Source organism: Burkholderia sp. MSMB1498 (assembly GCF_001526245.1).
GTDB classification, from domain to species: Bacteria; Pseudomonadota; Gammaproteobacteria; order Burkholderiales; family Burkholderiaceae; genus Burkholderia; species Burkholderia savannae.
In genome coordinates this window covers 21,780-44,169 of sequence record NZ_LOYJ01000107.1, presented here as the reverse complement: position 1 = coordinate 44,169, position 22,390 = coordinate 21,780, and the positions used below count along the sequence as shown (strand labels likewise).

The following is a 22,390-nucleotide window of genomic DNA, read 5'->3' as shown; positions in this document are numbered from 1 at the left end:
ACCTACTTTTTTGCTTCCCCGAGCTGTTTCCAGCCGTTGCCCAACTCGCGCCACGAATCGACCCAATAACCCCGATCCTGTTGAGCACCTGCTTCCTCGGCAGGGTTGCTTTTTGATGGCGTCGCCCGTTCCCGCGAGATGATCGTTTGAGTTTGGTCGTTTGGCGTTTGCAAAGACGATTGCGCATCGCCGGCCGAAGTTCGGTCGACGCAATAAGCCGATGTCGTGGCAAGCGCCAGCGCGACGGCAATCAATGTCTGCTTCATGCAAAGTCCTCACAATGACAACAGAACCAATCTGACGACCAGCGTTCGTGAGAAGCTGGTCCCCAACGGATGCATCACTTGCTGCTCGAGATGGCGCTGGCGTCACCTTGGCTTCCGCCAGATGCAGACGGCGAGCCGGCGTAACCCGTGCTGTTGGCGTTGGAGGTATTGATGTGATCTGCGCCGGCGATCGTGGCAGAGCCGTTCCTCCCGGTCAGCGCGATTGCACCCGCATTCGCATTGCCCTTGTCGTTCGCGGTGGTGGTCGTGTATTTCCTCGCGCCCAGAACGATCGTTGCAGTGACGCCGCCGGATAGCGCATCGGCGTTTGCATTCGTATCCTGGGTTGTTCCGCTGGCGCCGGCGACACCGATCCCACCGCCGGCTGCGAACGCGCCCCCGTCTTTTCCAGAACCACTGGCGGTCGAAGTCGAGTTGTGCATCGCGGAGGCCGTTGCGGTCGAGCCTGCAGGCGTGGCCGTGCTGTTTGCCGCCGATCCTGCAACAGATGTCGAGTTGCTGGTATAGCTTCCCGAACCGATGAGTACCGATCCGGACACGCCGCCTGTGACGGATTGCGTCTGGCTCGACGTAGTCGGCCCTGCCGTCGCAGCGGTCGAAAGCACTGCGAGAGCCGCCGCAAAAATAACATTCGCTTTCATGACGATCCCTTTTTGAAGGACGATTGGCAAGAAAGGAGACTGAATCCGTCCTCCCTGATGGCCTGGTCAGGATTCAGCCTCCACTTCGCTACCTGATGTCGTGTTCCCGGAACGCGCCTTAGTAGTGGCGGCTCATGCCGAGGGTCGACCATGCCTGCGCGTTCGCATCGGCGCCGCTGATACCCTGCGCTTGTGCGTTGCCGTCGCCCTTGCCGCTCACCGAGGAGGTGTTCGTATGGCCGGCGAAGGAGATCGTGCCGCTACCGGTCACGTTCTTGCCCGAGCCAGCGACGGCGCCGGCTGCACCGAGGGCTGCACCTTCGTCGGTCGCGGTGAAGGTGCCTTTGCCATACACCGCCGCCGACGTTGCACCACCGCTGGTGGCATCGCTCGACGTGGACGTGCCGGTACCGCTTGCGAATGCCGCACCCGACACCGCGAGTACTGCTGCTGCGATCAGAAGCTTCTTCATGGCATAACTCCTATGGCGTGAACGTGGAGAAAAAGGAAGGCCGCACGCCATCAGTCTTCCAAATATCAATTAGGATTACAAATTGATATTTTTTTGAAATTGCATTTAACAAAACTGTTTTTAACATCTCTAAACTCGTGCGTCATACAATGGCGACGAGTTAGTAACTATCTATAGCTCCGACAGGCGCGATGATGGCAGGCGCGTGTTGCCAGCATGGAATCATGCCGTAACCACGCTTCTGAGTATGCGAAAATGGATGAGGCGAGATATACCGGAGCGCAAGCATCCGTTGGATTGATGCCCCTCTTGTATCGATCAATATCGCACTCGTAGCATGTTGGATCGGCCATCCACTCACATGCGGCAGCGTGATTTTGCACGCCGATCGGCGGCATCGACAGGGGTGAGTATTCACACGGCATCCGAAACTAGCGGTGACAGTGCGCGTTGAACGATTCGCTCGGATATTACCCATGATCGCGACTGTTTTTTCACGAATCGAATGAGTAAAAACCCGGATATCCACACAAATCCATTGCTTATACAACGCAAAAATGTGATGTACCTCACACTGTTGCTTGCAGTTTCCATCGCAATATCCCCGAGGCATTGTCTTAAATTAATTCGCAAGTCGTAGCATCTGAATTCACATAAATTCTCGACGCACGGCTTGATAAGCAAACAGCGCGCCAAGTATTGAACTGATTGGATTTCCACAACGATGCGCCCCGTTCGGGCCAGGGAAAGCACGACGCCTTTAGACTTTGGCCTCAAAAATGAAACGCGGTGACCAGATTGATTTGAGTAAATCACCTCAGATGGCACGGCGAGCAGTAGACAGCGCTTGGGGTAGTGCCATATGTCGAGTTTTGAGCCACATCCTTCGCATATTGTCTCGATTTTGATACTCGCCACGAACAAAGACGCCCCTATTTTGTTCGAGGTCATTGATCTGGCGCGAAATGATCACCCTCAACTCGCCACGTAAGCGGTGGAAAAGTGCATTTCGTCGACGTGATACGCGTCGTTCCTCCGTGTTTTTCGGGATGCGCGGTTCGCATCAGATTTTGAAACATGGGGACAGCCGGACGATCTGATCGTCGTTCACTCGCGATATCAAACCCGGCGTTTCAGCGCTGTAACACTTTTCTCCATCTGAGCCGGTCGCGACGGAACGAGTTTGCCAAGTGCTTGGCGTGAACACGTTGCAAGACCGTTTGGCACATTTTTTGCACAACCTCTGATGACTGCCTCGACATAGCAGGGCCACCCATCTGTGATACATGAACAGGTTTATCCGCAGGTGGAAAATAGAGGAGACGGGGAGATGAAAATGGAACTGAGGCGTAGGTTGCATGTTTCAAAACAGAAACACCTGAACTCACAAAGGGGAGGAGCGGCAGTTGAATTTGCGCTCTTGCTGCCCCTGATTCTGCTACTTCTAATCGGCATAGTCGAATTAGGTCTGGCGCTCTACGACAAGGCAGTAATCACAAATGCAAGTAGGGAGGCGGCACGAGCTGGCATCGTGTACAAAGTACCGCAGCTTACTGCCACTCAGATTCAGAGTGTTGCAACGAATTATGCACAAGGACGCCTTATTACATTTGGCGGTACCGTAGCACCCACCGTGAACGTTGATCAGGGTTCTGGCACGTCGTCAGGCAGCCCACTGACTGTGACCGTAAGCTATTCGTTTACAGGCTTACTTTTAAAGTCATCGTTTAACCCCTTGTCGAAGGTGCTCCAGATGTCAGCCTCAACGACCATGAATTACGAATAACGAAGCACCTAACTTCGACAGGTGAGATATGAAAAATCGACCCTTCAGCCGGCATCGGACAAGGCGCGAACGGGGTGTCGTTGCCATCCAGGCTGCAATTTTTCTTGCCACGATAATCGGTTTTGCTGCACTAGCGCTTGATATCGCGCGAGCAATGATCGTGCGCAACGAATTGCAGAATGCGGCCGATGCTGCCGCTCTTGCGGGAGCTGGAGCGTTGAGCGGCGCATTAACAGTCAGTGCGCCGTCCACTTCGTGGACGACGGCAGACGCAGCGGCCAAATATGCCGCCCAAGCGGTGCTTTCGAAGAATCTTGCAAACGGTGTGGCTCTATCAAATGCAACAATCGATACCGGCTACTGGAACGTCAGTGGCACACCGTCTGGGCTTCAAAGCAGCACCACCAGTCCCGGGAAATTCGATAAACCCGCAGTGCTTGTCACCGTGAGCTTGTCGAAAGGCAGCAACGGCGGACCACTACCAATGCTACTTGCACCCATGATTGGGATCTCGACATTACCTATCAGTGCAACAGCCGCAGCAGCGATATCCGCTCCTGGGGCAACACAATCTGGCACGCTCTTTCCGATGGTCATCAGCAAGTGTTTGATGAGCGATCCGAACTACTGGAACGCAACGACCGGGATGCCCATCACGGATTCTTCGGGGAAGCCCAAGGAATTGAATATCGACTCCTCGTACCATCCGGAGGACGGCTGTAACTTCGGGCAATGGACCTCATTTAACACCGATGCCAACAACGTGCCAACGATCGACAGCTTGATTCAAAACGGCAACCCCACACCTATGTCGATTGGTGACAATACTTGGATTGAGCCGGGCACCAAGACGTCAATCTACAACCATATGACTGATTACATCAGCCTGCCCGCTCAAGTTTTGTTACCGGTTGTGGCGAATATCACGACTCACGCTCAAGCGCCCATCATTGGCTTCGTCGCATTTCAAATCGATCAGTCGGTGGGGGGCAGCGGCAAATACCTTCAAGGTCATTTCTTGGGAGGAATGAAGGCGCAAGGAACCACGGGCGGAAGTAGCAGCGGCCCATATTATGGTGCATACACGCCGGCAAGCCTCGTGCAATAGATTTGAGGTTGGACGACTCACGCGCTTCGCGCGCACCAGCTCAGCCGCCTGCGCCGCTGTCGTGGTGCGGAACGCCCGCGCCTGGCCTCGACGCGGGCGTGGTCCACGAGTTGAACCGCTCCGTGTTTTGTGGAGGCTCCAACTCGTGAGAGTGATTCATCGGGTTTTGCCCAACCCCGAAGGATGAACCCCACGACTGCTGCAGGCGCGTCTGGGAAGGAAGCCACGGGACAGAAAGAAGTGGCCTCGCTCGTTCGGACAGTTTTCTGAAATTTTTGAGTGGACCACCCGAGGCAGCCATGCTGCCGATTTGATCGCAGGCAGCGCCGCAAAGTATGCCCTACCCGCTTCCTAGCGCAGGTATGCCCTCTATCCGTCGCAAGCGCGATTCGCTGATCGCAATGCGGGCAAATAAACATCAGCTAAGCTGGCGGCTACGCCGCCAGCCTCCCGCCTCAATTTGGCATCGGAACAGCATCAGCAACTCGTCGTCTGATGCAGTCCGTTGCGTTCATCTATCCAACTGCACTTCGACAACCGGCGCATCCACCAACACCTTCAAGAGCTCCGGCTGACGATCCAGCAGCTTCAGCAGATTGACCACGGCCGCCACGGGCGTGGCATCGCCGCTCTCGTAACGCGAGAAGGCGTTGTGTCCGCCACCGGTCAAGCGAGCGGCCTGCACTTGGCTCAGATGCAGTTTCTTGCGAATGCGACGAATTTCATGCTGCGTGTGCTCGCGTGCCTGGAGCACCAGCGCGTCACCGGCTTCTGCGTACCGCATCGCGCTTTGCGGATCGAATTCGACCTCGTCGCATGCCTTGCAGCGCCAGCCGGACAGTCCGTGAACTTGGGCGCTGAATGTTTCGTGCTGAATCGTAAAAGATTCGTTCTCGAACCGCGTCATGCCATTCCGGGTGCCGCAGTTCGCGCAGTTGCGATGTTTCATGTCACTTCTCCTTGAACTGAATGACCGGCGCCCCGTCGCTTCGCTCGGTAATCTTGATGTAGGCCAACTTGCCGTTGGGCGTGCCCGCGTGATACACGTCCTGCCATACCGTGTGATCGCCGTAGGTGGTCATGGATTTGAAGAAATTGCCGCCACGCCTATGTGACACGGAACTTAAGCCAGCAACGACGGCAAGCATGTCCGCGCTGGTGAGCCCCATGGCTCTTCCGCCATCAAGGGCAGTCTTCGTGAACGCGGCTGCCCCCAACCTGGCGACGGTGGCCTGAACGGTGGCGAGTTTGTAGTGCGGCGTGTTCTTCTCCATGCACAAACATTACCCTATAAGGGTTATTTTTGCAAGCTGCCGATCTCCGTGCGGCGGACACATCGCCCGCGCTTTCCGCCCCTTCAAGCACCGTGGCGGGGGAGAAATTTCTTTGCGCGCAGCGCTCCAGACAGCGAAGCAATTCTCGAAGCAACCAAGTGCGATCGATGAACTCGACTATCTGCCTCCAACTCTCTCTCCAAGAAAATTGGTGTTCTGGAGATACACTTGGAGACAAGGAAAGTCTTACTGGAAAAGGCTTTTCGGCCGATTTTGACGATTATCTCCAACTCTCCAACGATTTCTGCTCCTGCGGTGAAGCAAAGACGCCTGGCATCATTTGCACAATGGACGCCTTATCCGGGTACTAAATAGAGTACTTTCGGAACCAGAAATCCCGAACGCCTTGCCAAATAAGGCAGTTTGGCGGAACAAAAGGCGGAGACGACATTATCGAAGCCGGTCAAAGCCTTATAGGACGAAAGGGCCTATTTTTCTGGGTACTTGGTTGGGTACTTTTTCAATTTTTTTCCACAAAACCGTTGATACACAAGGCAGTTTGCATGACACCGCTTCCGCCAGCACACGCCTCCCCCGCCTCTCAAGAAATGCCGCAAAGCCAAGCCGGACAAGGGTTTGCGGGCCACCCAAGCTGTCATTGGCTTCCAAGAAAAGTCGCAGATTTTCAAAATCCGCCGGATACTTTTTCAGGTGCCTTCGGGATCGGAACCTGCAACGACGGTGCCCGAGAGCCTCCCGCGTGACCTTCAATTCCGCTCGGCAAAGCCGCGCGAACGCATCTACCCTACCGCCCGCCGGTCAGCGCGTGACGTGGCCTCGAGCCCCATCAGCCGAGCCAAGAGCGGCCATTTGACGAGCGCATCCTCATAAATCCGTTGAGCCTGCTCGTCGACGTAGTGCCCCGCGTCGAATCCCGCAACGTACTGCGTAAGCCCCGTCAGGTCGTTGTCGGGCTTTCCGTTTCGCGTGCTCATCGCTCCCCCACCCATACGCCGTCGGGCGTTCGCACCACGTAGCCGTCCGCGGTCTTCACCGTCACCGTGCCCTCGTTCTCGCCGACCATCTCGGTCTGCGGAAGATCCGCCGCGTAGCGCGACAGCGTCGCGCCCGGCCTGAACGGCGCGCCGCTCACGACGTTCGACAGCAATTGCGCGAGCGCGAGAAAGCTCGTCGGCTCGTCGATCACCGTCGTCGCGCCGTGATTGCCCGGAAAACCCACGAGCCGCACGCCGACGGGATCGTGGATGATGCGCGGCGTCGGTATTTCGCGCAGCCCCGCGACCTGGTTGCGATCGCCGCGCAACGCCGCGCCGTGCTCGGGCACGACCACGATCGCGGCTCGCCTGCCCGACGACGCGATCAGGTCCGCGAAGCGATCGAAGTCGTCCATTAGCTTGCGCGCGCGCAGCGGGTACGAATCGAGGCTCGTCAAGTGGCTGCCCGGCAGTTGGTTGCCGTCGTGCAGGCTGATCGTGTTGTAGTACAGCGCGACGGGGCCCGCGGTCGTGCCGCGCTTCGCGTACCAGCTCGCGAGCGTCGCGTAGTCGTCCTTGACCGGCGAGCCGTCGAACGCGTGCATCGCGACGGGCGCGTCCGCGTTCGACAACACCGGCGCGTTCGGCGCGCCGATGTTGTCGCGAACGACCTGCAGGAAGTTGTCGAAATGGCCGTCGTGATTGAGCAGCGTCTGCGGCGCGAAGCCGGCTTCGGCCAGTTGCGCGAACAGATAGCACGACGAGGACGCCGGCTTGTACAAGTCCGCATGCGCCTCCTGTCCGCACGTCGCGCGCAGCACGCGAATCGCGGCCGGCCCGCTGTAGCTCGCCGCCGTGCTGAAGTTCGTGAACAGATAGTCGAAGCGTCCGAGCAGCGGATGATTGCGCAGCTTCGCCACGTCGAGATCGTCCCACGACAGCGAGCACACGTGCAGCACGATCACGTCGAACTGCGTGGCCGGATCGATGCGCGGATGTCCGAACGTCACGACGCGCTGCGACTCGCGCGTGCGAAACGCGGCAAGCGCCGCGTTGTGATCGAGCGCACGCGCGGCGTCGCGAGCGTCGGCGGCAGACGAGCCGGCGCCCGCCCGCGCGCCGGCGACGATCGCCTCGCCCGCCTGCCACATCGGTATCACGATCAGCGCCGCCAGCACGAACGTCGCGACGCGCACCCAGCGGTTCACGATCCCATAGACGACGATCGCGGCGATCGTCGCCAACAGCAGTGCGGGCGGCACGTATCGCGACGCGAGTTCCATCCAGTAAGCGAGACTGAACGACTTGAGGCCGCCGAACGCTTCGACGATGCGGGCGGCTGGCGGCAAGCCGGCCTCGCGGTAGATCAGCGGCACGGCGAGCGCGAGCGCGATCACGTGACGCAGCGCCTGCAATCCGCGCCGACGAATCGGCGCGGTCAACGCGAGCGCAAGCGCCAGGCCGACGTTCGCGAGCCAGAGCGGCTTCAAGTGCCCGGTCGCAAACAGCACGATCTTCAGGATGAAATACAGATTCCAGATCGTCATAGCCGCGGCTCCGTGTGATTCGTCTCGTCGTCAGCGCGCACGCTCCGCCTCTCGCGGCGAGCGCACCATCCGCAGCGTGCGTCTCGCGAGCCGTGCGTAGCCCGCGATGCCCGCCGTCGCCACCTGAACGAGGCCGCTCAGCGGCGCGTCGGACGGTTCGTCGTCGCGCCAGTCGAGCCACGCATCCGCGCGCCCGAACGTGCATTCGACGAGTTGCCGTTCGCGCTCGAGCGTCAATTGCTCGAACTGAACGCCGAGATAGCCGTCGCGCGAGCGCGCGACGCGCACGGGAAAGTGAAACGGCTGATCGCCTCGCGTGATGCAGATCCGAAGCGGCGTGCCGGGTTCGAGCATCAGGCCGGCCGGCGCCTCGAGGCCGAGGCCGCCGCTCGAATAATCGTGCGTGACGGTCGCGATGGTCGTGCCGTCGGCGAAGAGCAGCGTCGCCGGCACCCGCATCGCGATCCGGTGCGTGACGCGCACCTGCTTCGCCTCGTACGCGACGCCGATCGCCGCGCCGAGCATCATCAGGTTGTAGAGCGTCCAGCTCATCGTCAGCAGGACTGTCGACGCTTCGTCGCCCTGGGCGACGACGAGCCGCACGACTCCCGCGCAAATCGCGCCCGCGTTCAGCGCGAGCAGCGCGAGATACGGCTTCGACGTCGCCCAGTCGACGTAGGCTTCGTCGATCCGCCCGCCCTTCGCGGTCACGTTGAACCTGCCGTGCCTCGGGCTCAGGAACGCGATCGTCGTCGGCAGCGCGATGTACCACGCAAGCACCGATTCGTACACTTCCGCCCAGAACGAATGGCGAAAACGCCCCTGCATCCGCGAATTCGAGAGCTGGGCGAGCACGAGATACGGCAGCACGTAGCTCGCGAGCGCGAGCGCCGACGCGTTGATGAAATACAGATGGAAGAACAGGTATGCGATCGGCACCGTGAGGAACACGAGCCGCGGGATGCCGTAGAAGAAATGCAGCATCGCGTTGCCGTAGCAGATGCGCTGGAACAGGCCGAGGCCGCGCCCGACGAACGGGTTGTCGATGCGAAAGATCTGCGCCATCCCGCGCGCCCAGCGTATGCGCTGCTTGATGTGGCCCGCGAGGCTTTCGGTCGCGAGGCCCGCCGCCTGCACGGTCGGCAGGTACGCGCTCGTATAGCCGCGGCGATGCAGCTTCAGCGCGGTGTGCGCGTCCTCGGTGACGGTCTCGATCGCGACGCCGCCCACCTCTTCGAGCGGCCCGCGCTTGAGCACCGCGCACGAGCCGCAGAAGAACGCCGCGTTCCACAGGTCGTTGCCCGCCTGCACGAGGCCATAGAACAGGCTGCCTTCGTTCGGCACGCGGCGGAACGTGCCGAGGTTGCGCTCGAACGGGTCCGGCGAGAAGAAATGGTGCGGCGTCTGCACGAGCGCGCAGTTCGGATCGCGCAGGAACGCGCCCATCGTCGTCTGCAGGAACGAGCGCGTCGGCACGTGATCGCAATCGAAGATCGCGACGTATTCGCCGTGCGTTCGCGCAAGCGCGCTGTTGATGTTGCCCGCCTTCGCGTGGCGGTTGTCGTCGCGCGTCAGATAGCCGACGCCCGCGTCGCGCGCGAATGCTTCGAACTCCGGACGACGGCCGTCGTCGAGCAGATAGACGTTGAGCTTGCCGGCGGGCCAGTCGAGGCTCTGCGCGGCGAATATCGTCGGCTTCACGACGGCGAGCGGCTCGTCGTACGTCGGAATGTAGACGTCGACGCTCGGCCAGCCGGCCGGATCGTCCGGCAGCGGCTCGACCGACCGGTCGAGCGGCCATATCGTCTGCACGAAGCCGAGCACGAGGATGAGCCACGTGTACGCCTCGGCCGCGTACAGCAGATAGCCGACCAGCGCCTCGACCGGCGTGCGGAAGTCGAGCGTTTCGGTGCTGCGCCACCAGACGTAGCGCATCATCGAAAGCAGCGCGAGCATCGCGAGCACGAGCGTCGACACGTGGCCGGGCATGCGGCGGATCACGAGCGCGAGGCCGAGCACGGCCGCGAAGAACGCGAACTGCGCGCCCGGCAGCAGCGGCGACGTCGCGGCCCAAAGCCACAGCGCGGCGCCCGCCGCGGCGACGATCGACAGTGTCACGCGCGAACGCGCAACGCGCGTCGCGCCGCGCTCCATCCGCGCGCTCCATCGCTCCCATGGCAGCGCGCCCAGCATGACGGCGACGCGGCGCGCCGGCGCGAACCGAGCCGAATGCCGCTCAATGGCGCGACGACGAACCGCCGAGGCGGGGCGCGGCGCACGCACGACCACGCGCCAAAGCCACTCGCGCGAACTGTGCGGCTGCATCACCCCCCACTGCGTCGCCACGGCGAGTATCGCCGCCCGGAGCCAGTCGCGCGCGGCGTCGCGCCGGCCGGGCGCCGGCGGATGGAAGAACGCGCGCACGAGCCAATCGAACGACGAGCGTTCGGCGGGCACGCCAAGGCCGCGAGCGATCCAGTCGCGCATGCGGGCGGCCGCGTCGCCGATCCGGCGGCCGAGCGCGACGCGCGATGTCATTGCCGCGCTCCCGACGTCTCGCCCCCGGCCGGCGCATCGAGCCACGCGTCGACCCAACCCGCGACGCCGTGCATATCGTGCGACGCCTGCGAATGCGGCGCATCGTCGAAGAACCACGTGCCGCGCGCGAGCGACTCGGGCAGCGCCGCATCGAAATGCACGCGCTGCTCGAGCACGACGCCCGGCCCCGCCGCCGCGCGCAGCATCGCGAGCGCATCGCGCTGCATGTCGCGCGCGGGATTCAGGCGATTGACGACGATGTGCAGCGCAGTGCCGGTCTCGGCGCGCAGTTCGGGCAGCCGTGCGGCGACCGTCGCACAAGCGGCGGGCTCCGGCGGCACGACGCACAGCGCGAGATCCGCGCAGCGCAGCGCGTGCGCCGCCTGCTGCGACGGATAGCGCGCGGCGTCGATCAAGGTCACGCCGTTGCCGGGCAAATCGACGTCGACGAGCGAACGCGCAAGCCACTCCGGTTCGGCCGAGAGCCGCAGGTCGCACGCGAGCGCCTGCGCGGGATCGACGTCGCCATACGGCACGAACAGCACGCCGTCCGCGCTGCGCCAGGTGTGCGCGTGCCATGCGGCGGCCGCGCCCGACAGCGCGTGCGCGATGCCCGCCGACGCGAATGCGTCGAGCCCGAGCGGCACGCCGAGCAGATTCTGCGGATCGAAATCGAGCGCGACGACCGGGCGGCCGCGGCGCGCGAGCAGCACGGCGAGCGCGGCCGTCAGCGTCGTACGGCCCGCGCCGCCCGCCGTCGAAATCACGGCGATCGTCTTCATCGCGCGTCCTCACGTTCGGCCGCCTCGCCGGCGCCCGGCACATAGCGGCCGCGCAGCACGACGGGCGCGACGTCGAACGTCGAGGCCGCATGCCGGCGAAACCGCGCGGGCGCCTGCAGGCCGCGCCCGATGCCGAGCCGCCGCGACGCGATCCACGCGGGAATCGCGATCGCCACGCCGAGCACGAAACCGATCAGCATCCAAGTCATGGCCGCCCCTTCGGATCGCGCAGCGGCATCGCGAAGCGCGTCGCATCGCCGAGATGGCGGACGGCGGCTTCCGGCTGCGGCGAAACGGCGGCCGGCGCGGACGCGCACGCCTCGATTGCGTCGGATCGCCGGCCGGCCGTGTCGGCCGACGGCTTTTCCGCGATGGGCTCGTCCGCCGGACGCGCCGCGTGCGCCCGCGGGAACAGGTCGCTGTAGTCGGCGATCGGCGCGCTCCGGTTCGCCGCCAGCAGGCGATCCAGTTCGAGCTTGATGCTCTCGTTGGCGAGATGCACGATGCGATCGGACACGCGCTCGACCGGCACCTGGAAAAGGCGGTCGAGCACGCGCCGCACGTCGGGCAGCTCGCATGCGAACAGAAACAGGTAGACGTGCTGCGCGTCGGCCGTCAGCACGTCGCCGGCGCGGCGCGGCACGCACGCGCGCAGCGCATCGGCGTGCGCGACGCCCGGCAGCAGCGTCAGCTTGACGAGCGCATGCGGCAACGCGAGCGCGGCGCTGCGCTCGAGCACCGCGCGCACGTGCAGGCAGAACGCGCCCACCGGCAGATAGCCGAGCGCCCCTTCGCCGAGCAACGCCGCAAGCGCGGCGCGATAGTCCGACGGCACCGGGCGCGCATAGAGCTGGCCTTGCAGCGAGCGCAGCACGGCCAGCACGCGCGCATGCGGCAAGTCGCGCGCGATCACCTGGTTCGCGCCGAGGCTCAGCATCAGCAGCTCGAAGTGATGGCGCAGCACTTCCCCGCGCTCGACCACGACGATCTTCAGCGCGCCGCCGCAGCCGCGGCGCAGCGCGTGAACGATCGCGCACAGCGCCTCGAGCTGCGCATGCCCGGCGTACGCGAGCACGGCGGTCGCCGCGTGAGCCGCCGTGCAGGCCGCGAGCACCGCGTCGTTGTCGGAGACGACTTCCCATTCGTCGGGCGTCCACGTCTCGTTCCCGACCACCGCGCGCGAAACGACGACGCGCGCCTCGTCCGCGGCGAGGCGCTGCGCTTCGCGCGCGTCGGCGGCGCTGTCGTCCGCCGCCGTCAGCCGGCCCGCCGGCGTGAAGCGCAGCGCGCGCGCTTCGCCCGTCGCGAGCGCGCCGCGCGTGCGCCAGAAATCGACGACCCACAGCAATTCCCCGTGCGAGCGCTGCAGTTGCGCGACGCCCGCGCACGCGCGATGGAAGCCGCCGAGCTGCGCGCGGCGGGCATCGCGCACGATCGGACGATCGTCCGGCGCGGCGTCGCGCGCCTGTCCGCTCGCGCCGTCGGGCGATGCGTCGCCGAGCAGCAGCACGACGGCGATCCGGCGCGCGAGGCACCAGGCGGCGAGCGCGCGCCCTTCTTCCGCGAGCGCCGCAGGATCGCTCCAGTCGAACCAACGCTCGGCGCCCTCGACGAAATACAGCGCATTCGCACGAAAGCCGAATCGTTTCAGCGCGGCGAGGCCGCCGGCGAGCGCGGCGAACGGCGATTTGACCGCCTCGCCCGTTTTGCCCGCTTCGCCGCCCGAACGCACCGGCATCGCGAGCACGTTCAGGCGGCGCGGCCAGCCGCGCGCCGCGTTCGCGAAGCCGCGCTCACGCAAGCGAGCCGACGCCGACCGCGCGTCGCACGCAAGCACGACCGTGACGTCGCGCGCGCCCGCTTGCCGCGCGCTTTCCCAGACGAGCGCGTCGCAACCGGGCGTGCGCGCCGCCGCGTACACCGCGTATAGTCCGCCCGGCTCGAGCTTCGTCCATTCGCCGGGCAGCGCGTCGATCGCGAGGCGGCCCCAGTCCGCGCCGGCCGGCGGCGTGCGCGTTCGGCCGAACGCGCGCACGCCGGCGAGCAGCCGGGCGCCGAGGGTCGAGTAGCGGGCGGAATCGGATTCGGTGTTCACGCGCGAATGCTCCTTCCGACGTCTAGTAACTCGAATAGAGCCGAACCGGCTCGGGGGACAGACGGCTCTCGTTCTTGCGCGCGTCGAACGCATAGCGCAGGTACAGCAGCCCCGAGCTCGGCGCATAGTCATGCGAATGATCGATGCTGATGCGCGCGCCGATCACGAGATGCGGATTCACGCGGTACTGGACGATGCCGTCGACGCCGTAGAAGAACGCGACGCCCCGCGTCGATCCGCCGCCGAACACGAGGCCGCCGAGCGCCTGCGGCGGCTTCAGGCCGGGGACGTTCGGCAGCCCGTTCGGGAAATACGGCGCGTTTCTCTCGTAGCTGTTCGTCACGCCGGCCGTGACGGTCAGATCCCACGTGAGCGCGCCGCGCCGGCCGAGCCACTCGATCGGCACGCCGAGCGACAGGTAACGCTGCGGACTGTAGTAGCCGCCCTGCCCGTAGGTATAGAAACGCAGGTTGTTCGCGTAGTGCCAAGCATTGCCGACGAGGCCCGCGTCGACGCGCATGCCCGCGCGCCGGTAGACGGGCACGGTGAAGCCCGTGCGCAACGTGATCTCCGCGTTGTCGGCGACGTTGCGCCCGGTCAGCACGCCCGCGCCGACATCCGCGAAAACGTTCGCCGCGCCGACGTCGACGCTCGCGTGCACGTCGACGCCGTCGCGCCGCACGCCCCCCCACGCCGCGCCTGTCCACGGATCGCGCAAGCCCGCATACGACAGCTCGCTGCCCGTGTCGTCGGGCCGCCGCGACGCGCCGATCGAGAAGCGCGCGGGCCCGGCGCCGAATCGATATCTCACGCCGCCGACGACGTAGTGCACGGGAAAGCCGAGCGGCGTCGTGCCGACGTCGACGCGCCACGCCTCCGACTGATAGCCGACACCGAATCCGACGCCCGTCGCCGACTGATGCAGCGAGCCGGGCGGATTCACGTTCTGCGACGCGAACGCGGAATACGTCGCGAACGTGGCGAGCGCGTACGCGTTCGGGTCGCGCGTGTCGAGCGTGCCCGCGTCGAGATGCACCGCGTCGAGATGAACGAAGAAGTGGCCGTCGTAGCGATACGGCATCTGCAGATAGACGGTTCCCTGCTGCGCGTGATATTCGGAGACGCCCGCGTCGCCCGATTTGTATGCGGGAAGCCACCCCGCCTCGATTTCCGGATTGCGCCGCTGCCGCAGATCGCCCCATGCGTCTTGCGCGGGCGTCGCGCCGTCGCGGCCCGGCGCGACGCCTTCCGCGCGCTCCTGCGAGAGCGACAAGCGATAGAGCGACTCGGCTTCGCCGTAACGGCCCTCGTCCTGCGCGACGCGGCCCGCTTCGACGGTAACGTCGGCGCGCGCCGGATAGGCGATGCGAAGCGCATCGGTCACCCGCCGCGCTTCGTCCGGCCGCCGCAGCGCGGTGAACCGGCGGGCGGCGGACAGGCGGACGTCGACGTCGTCCTCCGGCGCGCGCGCGAGCACGTCGCGCACGATCGCGAGCGCGCCGTCGCGATCGCCGGCCCGCTCGAGGATGCGGGCGAGCGACAGGCGCGCGTCGGCATCGTCGGGCGCGCGCGCGAGAATCGGCGCGAGCGCGTCCCGCGCGGCCGCGTCATGGCCCTGCTCGCGCTCGAGGTCGGCCAGCTCGAGCGCATAGCGCCTGTCGGCCTTCTCTTCCGGGCTCGCGGCGTCGAGCAGCCGACGCGCCCGCGCATAGTCGCCGCGCGCGAGCGCGTCGTCCGTCTTGCGCAGCACGAGCCGCAGCGCCTGGTCGTCGACGCGCGCCTTCTGCCCGACGGTCAGATTCGGCTCGTCGCGCAGCGCGGCGAGCGCGGCGGCGAGCTCGTCGTCGCGCCCCGCGCTGCCGAGCAGATCACCGTAGCGCAACCGCACGTCGACGTCCGCGCGCTGCGGATGCGCGTCGATCCAGTCGCGCAGCAGCGCGACGCCGCGATCGCCGTCGCCTTCGGCGATCCATTGCGCGCCGGCGGCGGCCGTCATGTCCGGATCGTCCGACGCGAGCGCCGCCGCGCGATCGAGCGCCGCGGCGGCCGCGCGCGTCTCGCCGCGCGCATAGGCCGCACGCGCGGCGTCGATCGCCTCTCTTGCGTCGAGCTTGCGCGCGAGCGCGTTCATTCCGTCGGTGCGCTCGCCGCGCGGCACCGGCGCGAGCGCCGCCTGCGCGCCCGCCGTGTCGTCGATCGACGCGAGATAGAGCGCGCTCGCGTAATGCATGTCGGATGCATCGGAAATCCCGAGCCCGTCGCGCATCACCGTCCGGCCGAGCTGAGGCAGGCCCATGTCGCGATACAAGCGCGCGAGCGCGAAACGTGTCCACGGCGCGTCGGGCGCGGCGCGCAGCGCCGCTTCGTAGCGCTCGGCCGCCGCGCCGCGCTTGCCCGCCGCCGCGAGCGCGCCCGCCTGCTGCGTGATCATGTCGGCGCGCAAGCGCGCGAGCGCGTGCCGGTCGCCCGCTGCGGAAAAACGGCGTTGCAGCGCGTCGAGCAGCGATTCGGCCTGATCGGCGCGGCCGGTTTGCTCGAGCAGCGTCGTCTCGCTGCGCACCGCCGACACGCTCGGCGCGTGCGCCGCCAGCAACTCGCGCAGCAGCGGCTCCGCGTCGCGCCAGTCGCGCCGGGCGAGCAGCGCGTCGGCGAGCATCAGTTCGGCGTCGGCCTGGCCGGGCTTCATCGCGAGCGCCGCGCGCGCCGCGCGCTCGGCGTCTTCCGTTCGGCCCTGCGCCGCCGCGGCCCGGCCTTGCGCGAGCAGGCCCCAGAAACGCGCGGTGCCGGCGAGGCTCTCCCATTTCGCGCGATTGTCGGGCGCAAGCGCGGCCGCGCGCTCGAACAGCACGCGCGCTTCGTCGTGCCGGCCTTCGCGAAGCCGCAACAAACCGAGCCCGCCGATCGCCTCCGGATCGCGCGGCCGCGCGCGCGCCGCCTGCTCGAGCAGCGGCCGCGCCGCGTCGTCGTCGCCGCGCGCGAGCGCCTGCAAGCCGCGCCGCTGCGCGACGTAGTCCGGATCGCGCTCGAGGCGGCGCTGCGCGTCGCGCTCGCGCTCGATCGCGGCGGCCGCGTCGCCGAACTCGGCATCGTCCGGCGCGAGCGCGAGGTAGGCGCGCATCGCATCGAGATAGGCGGGATCGCGGCCCGCCGACTGCAGCACTCTGCGCCAGAGCGCGAGCACGTCCGCGCGGTCGACGTCCGGCCGCCGCGCGAGCGCCGACACGATGCGGTTCGCCTCCGCGCGCGTATCGGCGCGCTCGTTCAGCAGCCGCACGAGCGCAAGCGTCGCGGCGACGTCGTCCGGATCGGCCGCCACGCTGCGGCGCAGCGCGTCGATCGCCTGCGCGCGGCCGTCCGGCGCGCGCGCGACGATCTGGTAATACTCCGCGCCGAGCGCGCCCGACGGCGCGCCGTGCGGAAACAGCGCGACGATCCTTCGCGCCGCTTCGTCGCCGCGCCCGCTGCGCGCGAGCAGGCGGATCTGCGCCATTTCCTCGCGGCCGCTCGTCGCGACGCGATACTCGTCCTCGATCTGACGCGTCGCCGCCGCGCCCGGCGCGACCGACCGCAGGCGCGCGAGCGCCGCCTGCGCGCCCGCGGCGTCGCCGAGGCGAAGCAGAATGCGAGCCTGCTCCGCGAGCAGCGCCGGATCGCCGGGCGCGATCAGCAGCGCCTTGCGGATCGCGTCGCGCGCGAGGTCGTCGCGGTGCTTGTTGGACCACATCCGCGCCGCCTCCAACAGACGCCTCGCGTCGGCGCGCGCGTCGGCCTGGCTCGGCGCGCGCAGGGCCGGCGGCGTCGCGGCGATCCCCGCCGTCGCCCAGACCGACGATGCGAGCCACGCGAACCGCGGCGCGAGCGCCGCCGCGCGCATCAGCGGCCCGCCGCGCACGGCTCGCTCCATCGGACGTTCAGCATGCCGTCGGCCGCGAACCGATAACGCCCGTCGCGCCAGCCGAGCCCGAACAGCGTCAGTACGGCCGTGTAATAGCCCGGCGCGGTTTCGCCGTCGAGCCGCGCGATGCGCTCGACCTGCGCGTCGCCGAGCGCGCGCTCGCCGCGCGCGTCGAGAAACGGCACCGCCGCCGCCGAAAAGCCCGCATTGCCCGCACTCGAGCCCGGCACGCCCGTCTCGGTATCGACCGTCTCCGGCGGCGCGCCGTGCGCGGCCACGTAGTTCGCGAACGGCGCGAAACGCGCGAGCAGCGGCTTCGCGAGCGGATCGTCCGCCGCGAGCATGCCCGTCCACAGATACACGCGAATCGCGTCGTACGCGCCCGCGCCGCGCGTGGCCGGATCGGCCCCGAAGCCGGCGCCCGCGCGATAGACCGTCCAGTCCGGCGCGAAGCCGCGCGGCGCGGCGTCGAGCAGCACGCGGCGCGCGCTCGAAACGAGGCGCGGCCAGCGCGCGTCGTCCGGCAGATGCGCGCCGATGCCGCGTATCACCTGCGGCGGCGAGTAGCTCGGGTTCAGCCGCCATCGGTCGCGCGCCGGCTGAAAGCCCTCCGGCCCCGGCAAAAGCGCGACGCCGAGCTCCGGCAGCGTCGCCGTCTCGTCGTCCAGCACGCGCTTCGCGAGCGCCGCGCCGCGCGCGATGTAGCTGCGCTCGCGCCATAAGCGCCCCGCCTCCAGCAGCGCGTACGCGATCCACAGATCGGCGTCGGATGCCGCGTTCGCGTCGAGCACGCGCCACGCGCCGTCGCTCGCGCGGCCCCACAGCCAGGCGGGCAAATGCGCGCTCAGGTCGCCTTGCGCGAGATTGTTCTCGGTCCAGCGAAGGAGCGCGTCGAAGGCCGGCCGGTCGTTCGCGACGAGTGCGAAGAACAGGCCGTACGCCTGGCCCTCGGACACGGTCCGCTCGTCGGCCGAACCGACGTCGATCACGCGGCCGTCGATCGACATGAAATCGCGCTTGAAGCGCGCCCAGCGGGGCCAGTCCGACGCGGCCGCGCAAACGCTCGCGTCGCCCACGGCGACGGCTTGCGCGCGAACGGCGGCGGCGCCCGCCACCGTCGCCGCGCCGACGAGCGCCGCCGTCGCCGTCGCCGCACGCCGCATCGGTCGGGCAAAGCCGGTGCGCCGCGTCGGGTCGATCGGCTCGCGGGCCATCCGTCAGCTCCTGCGGCGCCGCTCGGCGATCCGCTGCAGCACGCCGAACGCGGCGAGCGTGAGCAGCAGGCCGGCGAGCACGCCCGAGATGCCGAGCAGCAGCGGATGCTTCGCCGCGTGGCCCCAGAGCCGTTCGTACCACGACACATAGCCGACGATGTAGGTGTCGTTCACCCGCATGCTGTCCACCGCATCCGCCCGGACGAGCGCGAGGTCGCCCTGCACCTGCGCGACGAGCCCGGGCTTGTCGAACACGTCGAGCAGATCGCCCAGGCGCTGCGCGTCGGTCGCCGTCAGCGCGACGACGCTGCGCCCGCGGCTGCCGGGCAGCTCGAAGCCGAGCAGCGCGCCGAGCGCGCCGCGCTGCTCGAGCAGCGCGCTGCCTTCCCGCCGCCTGTCGCCGACACGCCAGCGCTCCGTCACCGCGAACGCGGCGGACACTATGCCGTCGGCGGGCCGCGCGCCGAAGACGACCGGCAACGCCGCGCGCCAGCGGTCGAGCAGCGGAAACGACGAGCCGCCGTCGACGACGAGCAGATCCTTGTCGACGAGCCCCGCCGCGTCGCGCTCGCGCGCGAGCGCGACGCGCAGCGCCGGAAAGCCCGTCCATTCGCCCATGTGGCCGAGCATCGCGAGGAACGCTTCGATTTCCTGGGGCGACGGCGCATCCGCGATCACGACCGCCGTTTGCGAAAGGTCCGCGTAGCGCGTGAACGGAAACCCGCTATTCGCGAAATACGCGAGATTCGGCAACTCCGCGTAATGAACGAAGTGCGAGAAATCGATCGTCGAATCCGGATCGATCGCCGCGCGCTGCGGCTGCGACGCGACGCCCGAACACCAGCCGGTCTGCTGCGAATCGAGATTGAAGCGCAACTGCAACTGGTTGGCGCTGCCGACGCGGAACGCGGGGATGTCGACGGCACTCGTCCTGCGCGCGTCCGGATCGGACAGCAGCGGCAGTTGCAATCGTCCGCGCGCGTCGTCGGCCGACGCGAGCGGAAGACGGTACGACTTGACGAGCTGCTCGTTGATCTCGACCGACAGCGTCGAGTTGTTCGGCACCGTCGGCGCCGTGTAACGATAGCGCAGCAGCAGCGGCACGCCCGCCCCGCTCCACGAATGCAGATCGGCCGGCAGACGCAGGTTCAGCCGGATCGGATCGGGTGCGCTGCCGCGCACTTCGAGCGCGTCGGGCTGCTCGGCGAGCTCCCTGAACGCGACGGGCCGCGTCACGGGCAGCCAGCGCGGCGCGTCGTACGGCTTGCGCGGCGGGCCGGCATCGACCCGCGCGATCCGCGCCCACGGCCCGGACAGCGCCGCCTTGCCGAGCACGAGCGCACGAACCGCTTCGTCGACTTCGGCCGCGGTGCGCCCGGTGACGACGAGCAGCTTCTTGTCCGCGGCAGACGGATTGTCGGCGACGATCAGCATCGGGCCGTCGATCGCCGGCAGGCTCAACCCGGCAGGCAGCGCGGACGCAATGCCGACGACCACCGCGTGCGCGCCGGCAGGCGGCGCCGACGCGAGCGGAAAGCGCGCGTGACGGTAACTCGCGAGCGCGCCGAACCACGACGCGAGCACGCCCGCGCTGCGCAGCGTCGCGTCGTCGGGCGCCGCGGGCAGTACGAAAGGCAGCGTCAGCCGATCGTTGTCGCGCCGATCGAAGAACGGCACGGGCAGCAGCGCGAGATCGTTCGGCAGGCGCATCGCCTCCTCGTCGAGGATCAATTCGCTCGACGGGCTGACGTCGGCCCACAGCGACGAATGGTTCGGGTCCTCGCAATGATCGAGCGTGTAGTGCGCAACGAGATGCAGGCCGATCTGATTGAAATCGCTGAGCAAGCGCGAATCGATCGGAACGTCCTGCGTGACGGTGCGGCCCGCGCGCTCCGGCGCGAACGGCACGGTCGCGACGGCTTCGCCGTTGACCGTCACTTTCAGATGCGAAACGGCAAACACGAGCGCCGGCGAATACGCATAAACGAGGCGCAGCCGTGCGGCATTGACCACTCGATCGAGCCGCACGCCGGCGTTGACGATGCGCGTCGCGTCGACGCCTCGGAACTTGAGCACGTCGTATGCGCCGAGCGACGAGAACGGCAGGTGCGCTTCCGATCGCGCTTGCGATTGCGCCTGCGAGGCGCGACCGTCGGCAACGCCGGCGTCCGGACGCCGGGACGCGGAGAAGTCCGCAGCGGACGCGGGCGCCGGCGCTGGCGCGGCTTCGGCGATTTGAAGCGCCGCCGCCATGGTCGACGCGACGGCGGCAGACGCGAGCGCCGCCCGCAATCGTTCGCGAAGCCGCCGTCGCGTGGCGCATCGGTCTTCTGCAGAAAATCCCAGATTGCGCATTGATTTATTTTTAATTCAACGAAATGCAACAATTGGAGCGAATTAGATAATCGGCATCATGATTGCCGAATCGACACCGAATATCTCGTAAGCGTCATGCCGATTCGAAAATCGGAATCGATTCCCTCGCCTCTTCGGCGCTGCAAAACGGATCTGCTTCAACTTTTATAATTCATCCGGTCTCACTGTGTGAGCAATATTTTTGTCTCGATTTTCCCGGTTGCAAGACGGGCGCGCATGACGTTCTCGCCGCGATGCCGCGACGAACGACGGGCGCCGCTTCGAATCGCCGCCGAAATCGCCAACGCTCGCGAACCTCATCGCGGCCGAGGCGGCGCGGCGGGTCATCAGGCGCGGCGTCCCGCGAGCGAAGCCGCGGACCGCCTGGGGAATTCGACCTGGAGCCGGCATCGCCGGGCCACGAGCCGCCGGCAATCTTTTGCTGAACGAATCGAGCGTCGCGCGCAATCGACCGCGTTTTTTGCAATTGAAACCGGCATCGCGACATCTCGTCGCAAAGCGTAGCGATCCGAAATTTCCATTGCGTATTTTTCGGGCAATGCTGCCGAGACGCGCGTTCATCAGCGCACGTGCGTCGAGCATTCGATACGGCGGCGCTGTCGCGTGTCGAACGTGCATTCCGTTTGCGATGCCGATCCAGAAAACCCTCCGCCACGCGCGCAACGCCGCTACCACGCGCCGATCAGCCGATATCCCTCGCCCGCTTCCGTCACGATGTGCTCCGGACGCCCAGGGTCGCGCTCCAGCTTCTGGCGCAAATGCCCCACGTAGACGCGCAGGTAATGCTGATCCTGCATGTGAGACGGCCCCCATATCTCCGTCAGCAACTGGTCATGCGTCAGCAATCGTCCGGCGTGCCGGGCCAGCAACGCGAGCAGCCGATATTCCGTGCGGCTCAAGTGCACGACCCCGCCCTCGCGCATCACGCTCCGCTCGCCGAGATCGATCGTGACGCCGCCGAAGCGCACGACGCCGCCGCGATGACGAGGATTGCCGGTCAGCCGCCGCAGACGCGCGTGGATGCGTGCGATCAATTCCGGCACCCCGAACGGCTTCGTCAGATAATCGTCCGCTCCGGCATTCAGCGCGGCCACCTTGTCGGATTCCCGATCCCGCGACGACAGGACGATCAGCGGCGCACGCGACGCGCGGCGAATCTCCCCGATCAGGTCCATGCCGTCGACATCCGGCAAGTTGACGTCGACGATCAGGAGGTCCGGATGCCGCCGCGCGACCTCGTCGAGCCCTCGTGCGCCCGTGCCGGCATCGTAGACGGCGAAGCCCTCGTGCGTGAGCGCCGCGCGCACGAAGTGACGGATGCAGGTTTCGCCGTCGATCAGCATGACGGTAGCGGTCGGCTCGCTCATGCTCGACCTTGTC

At 66.5% G+C, this 22,390-nt stretch carries 17 protein-coding genes; 2 read left to right on the top strand and 15 right to left on the bottom strand.

Annotation, left to right across the window (positions count from 1 at the left end):
• Positions 1 to 2: 2 nt before the first annotated feature.
• From WS91_RS34420 to WS91_RS24355, 3 genes are all read right to left on the bottom strand, one after another.
• Positions 3 to 266: a hypothetical protein gene (locus tag WS91_RS34420; protein ID WP_082717737.1), complete on the bottom strand. Its 264-nt coding sequence runs from the start codon at positions 264 to 266 to the stop codon at positions 3 to 5.
• Positions 267 to 340: 74 nt separating this feature from the next.
• Positions 341 to 928 (bottom strand): hypothetical protein, encoded by a 588-nt coding sequence (locus tag WS91_RS34415; RefSeq protein ID WP_082717736.1) that lies wholly within the window; start codon positions 926 to 928, stop codon positions 341 to 343.
• Between the two features lie 118 nt (positions 929 to 1,046).
• Positions 1,047 to 1,400 carry a hypothetical protein gene (locus WS91_RS24355; protein WP_059671195.1) on the bottom strand — a complete coding sequence of 118 codons (354 nt, stop codon included), beginning with the start codon at positions 1,398 to 1,400 and terminating at the stop codon, positions 1,047 to 1,049.
• 1,330 nt (positions 1,401 to 2,730) lie between these two features.
• Between WS91_RS24355 and WS91_RS34410 the strand changes: the two genes are divergently transcribed.
• Both WS91_RS34410 and WS91_RS24350 read left to right on the top strand, forming a co-directional pair.
• Positions 2,731 to 3,186, top strand: coding sequence for a TadE/TadG family type IV pilus assembly protein (locus WS91_RS34410; protein ID WP_231752085.1), 456 nt, complete (start codon positions 2,731 to 2,733; stop codon positions 3,184 to 3,186).
• 28 nt (positions 3,187 to 3,214) lie between these two features.
• Complete coding sequence (locus tag WS91_RS24350; protein ID WP_059671194.1) at positions 3,215 to 4,294, top strand: TadG family pilus assembly protein; 1,080 nt, start codon at positions 3,215 to 3,217, stop codon at positions 4,292 to 4,294.
• A gap of 511 nt (positions 4,295 to 4,805) precedes the next feature.
• On the opposite strand, the gene WS91_RS24345 is transcribed toward WS91_RS24350, so the two are convergent.
• From WS91_RS24345 to WS91_RS24290, 12 genes are all read right to left on the bottom strand, one after another.
• Positions 4,806 to 5,243: a type II toxin-antitoxin system MqsA family antitoxin gene (locus WS91_RS24345; protein WP_082717735.1), complete on the bottom strand. Its 438-nt coding sequence runs from the start codon at positions 5,241 to 5,243 to the stop codon at positions 4,806 to 4,808.
• A gap of 1 nt (position 5,244) precedes the next feature.
• A complete protein-coding gene (locus tag WS91_RS24340; protein WP_038750970.1) occupies positions 5,245 to 5,568 on the bottom strand; it encodes a type II toxin-antitoxin system MqsR family toxin in 324 nt (107 codons plus the stop codon).
• A 991-nt stretch (positions 5,569 to 6,559) separates the two neighbouring features.
• A complete protein-coding gene (bcsG, locus tag WS91_RS24330) occupies positions 6,560 to 8,110 on the bottom strand; it encodes a cellulose biosynthesis protein BcsG (protein WP_059644885.1) in 1,551 nt (516 codons plus the stop codon).
• Positions 8,111 to 8,140: 30 nt separating this feature from the next.
• Positions 8,141 to 10,648: a UDP-forming cellulose synthase catalytic subunit gene (bcsA, locus tag WS91_RS24325; protein ID WP_059671192.1), complete on the bottom strand. Its 2,508-nt coding sequence runs from the start codon at positions 10,646 to 10,648 to the stop codon at positions 8,141 to 8,143.
• Positions 10,645 to 11,430 (bottom strand): cellulose biosynthesis protein BcsQ, encoded by a 786-nt coding sequence (gene bcsQ, locus WS91_RS24320; protein WP_059671191.1) that lies wholly within the window; start codon positions 11,428 to 11,430, stop codon positions 10,645 to 10,647. The genes bcsA and bcsQ overlap by 4 nt, the downstream gene beginning before the upstream one ends.
• Complete coding sequence (locus WS91_RS24315) at positions 11,427 to 11,639, bottom strand: hypothetical protein (RefSeq protein WP_038750974.1); 213 nt, start codon at positions 11,637 to 11,639, stop codon at positions 11,427 to 11,429. Before WS91_RS24315 ends, bcsQ begins: the two co-directional genes overlap by 4 nt.
• Entirely contained in the window at positions 11,636 to 13,525 is a 1,890-nt protein-coding gene (bcsE, locus tag WS91_RS24310; protein ID WP_059671190.1) for a cellulose biosynthesis protein BcsE, read from the bottom strand. Before bcsE ends, WS91_RS24315 begins: the two co-directional genes overlap by 4 nt.
• Before the next feature lie 22 nt (positions 13,526 to 13,547).
• Positions 13,548 to 17,429, bottom strand: a complete 3,882-nt coding sequence (locus WS91_RS24305; RefSeq protein WP_082758316.1) for a cellulose synthase subunit BcsC-related outer membrane protein — start codon at positions 17,427 to 17,429, stop codon at positions 13,548 to 13,550.
• Complete coding sequence (bcsZ, locus tag WS91_RS24300) at positions 17,399 to 18,634, bottom strand: cellulose synthase complex periplasmic endoglucanase BcsZ (RefSeq protein ID WP_082754466.1); 1,236 nt, start codon at positions 18,632 to 18,634, stop codon at positions 17,399 to 17,401. Before bcsZ ends, WS91_RS24305 begins: the two co-directional genes overlap by 31 nt.
• A gap of 3 nt (positions 18,635 to 18,637) precedes the next feature.
• The gene (gene bcsB, locus WS91_RS24295) at positions 18,638 to 20,887 is read right to left on the bottom strand and encodes a cellulose biosynthesis cyclic di-GMP-binding regulatory protein BcsB (RefSeq protein ID WP_059671210.1); all 2,250 of its coding nucleotides are present in this window, start codon (positions 20,885 to 20,887) and stop codon (positions 18,638 to 18,640) included.
• 267 nt (positions 20,888 to 21,154) lie between these two features.
• Positions 21,155 to 21,592 (bottom strand): hypothetical protein, encoded by a 438-nt coding sequence (locus tag WS91_RS36270; protein ID WP_145986740.1) that lies wholly within the window; start codon positions 21,590 to 21,592, stop codon positions 21,155 to 21,157.
• An 86-nt stretch (positions 21,593 to 21,678) separates the two neighbouring features.
• Positions 21,679 to 22,377: a response regulator gene (locus tag WS91_RS24290; RefSeq protein WP_059671189.1), complete on the bottom strand. Its 699-nt coding sequence runs from the start codon at positions 22,375 to 22,377 to the stop codon at positions 21,679 to 21,681.
• Between the last annotated feature and the right edge of the window lie 13 nt (positions 22,378 to 22,390).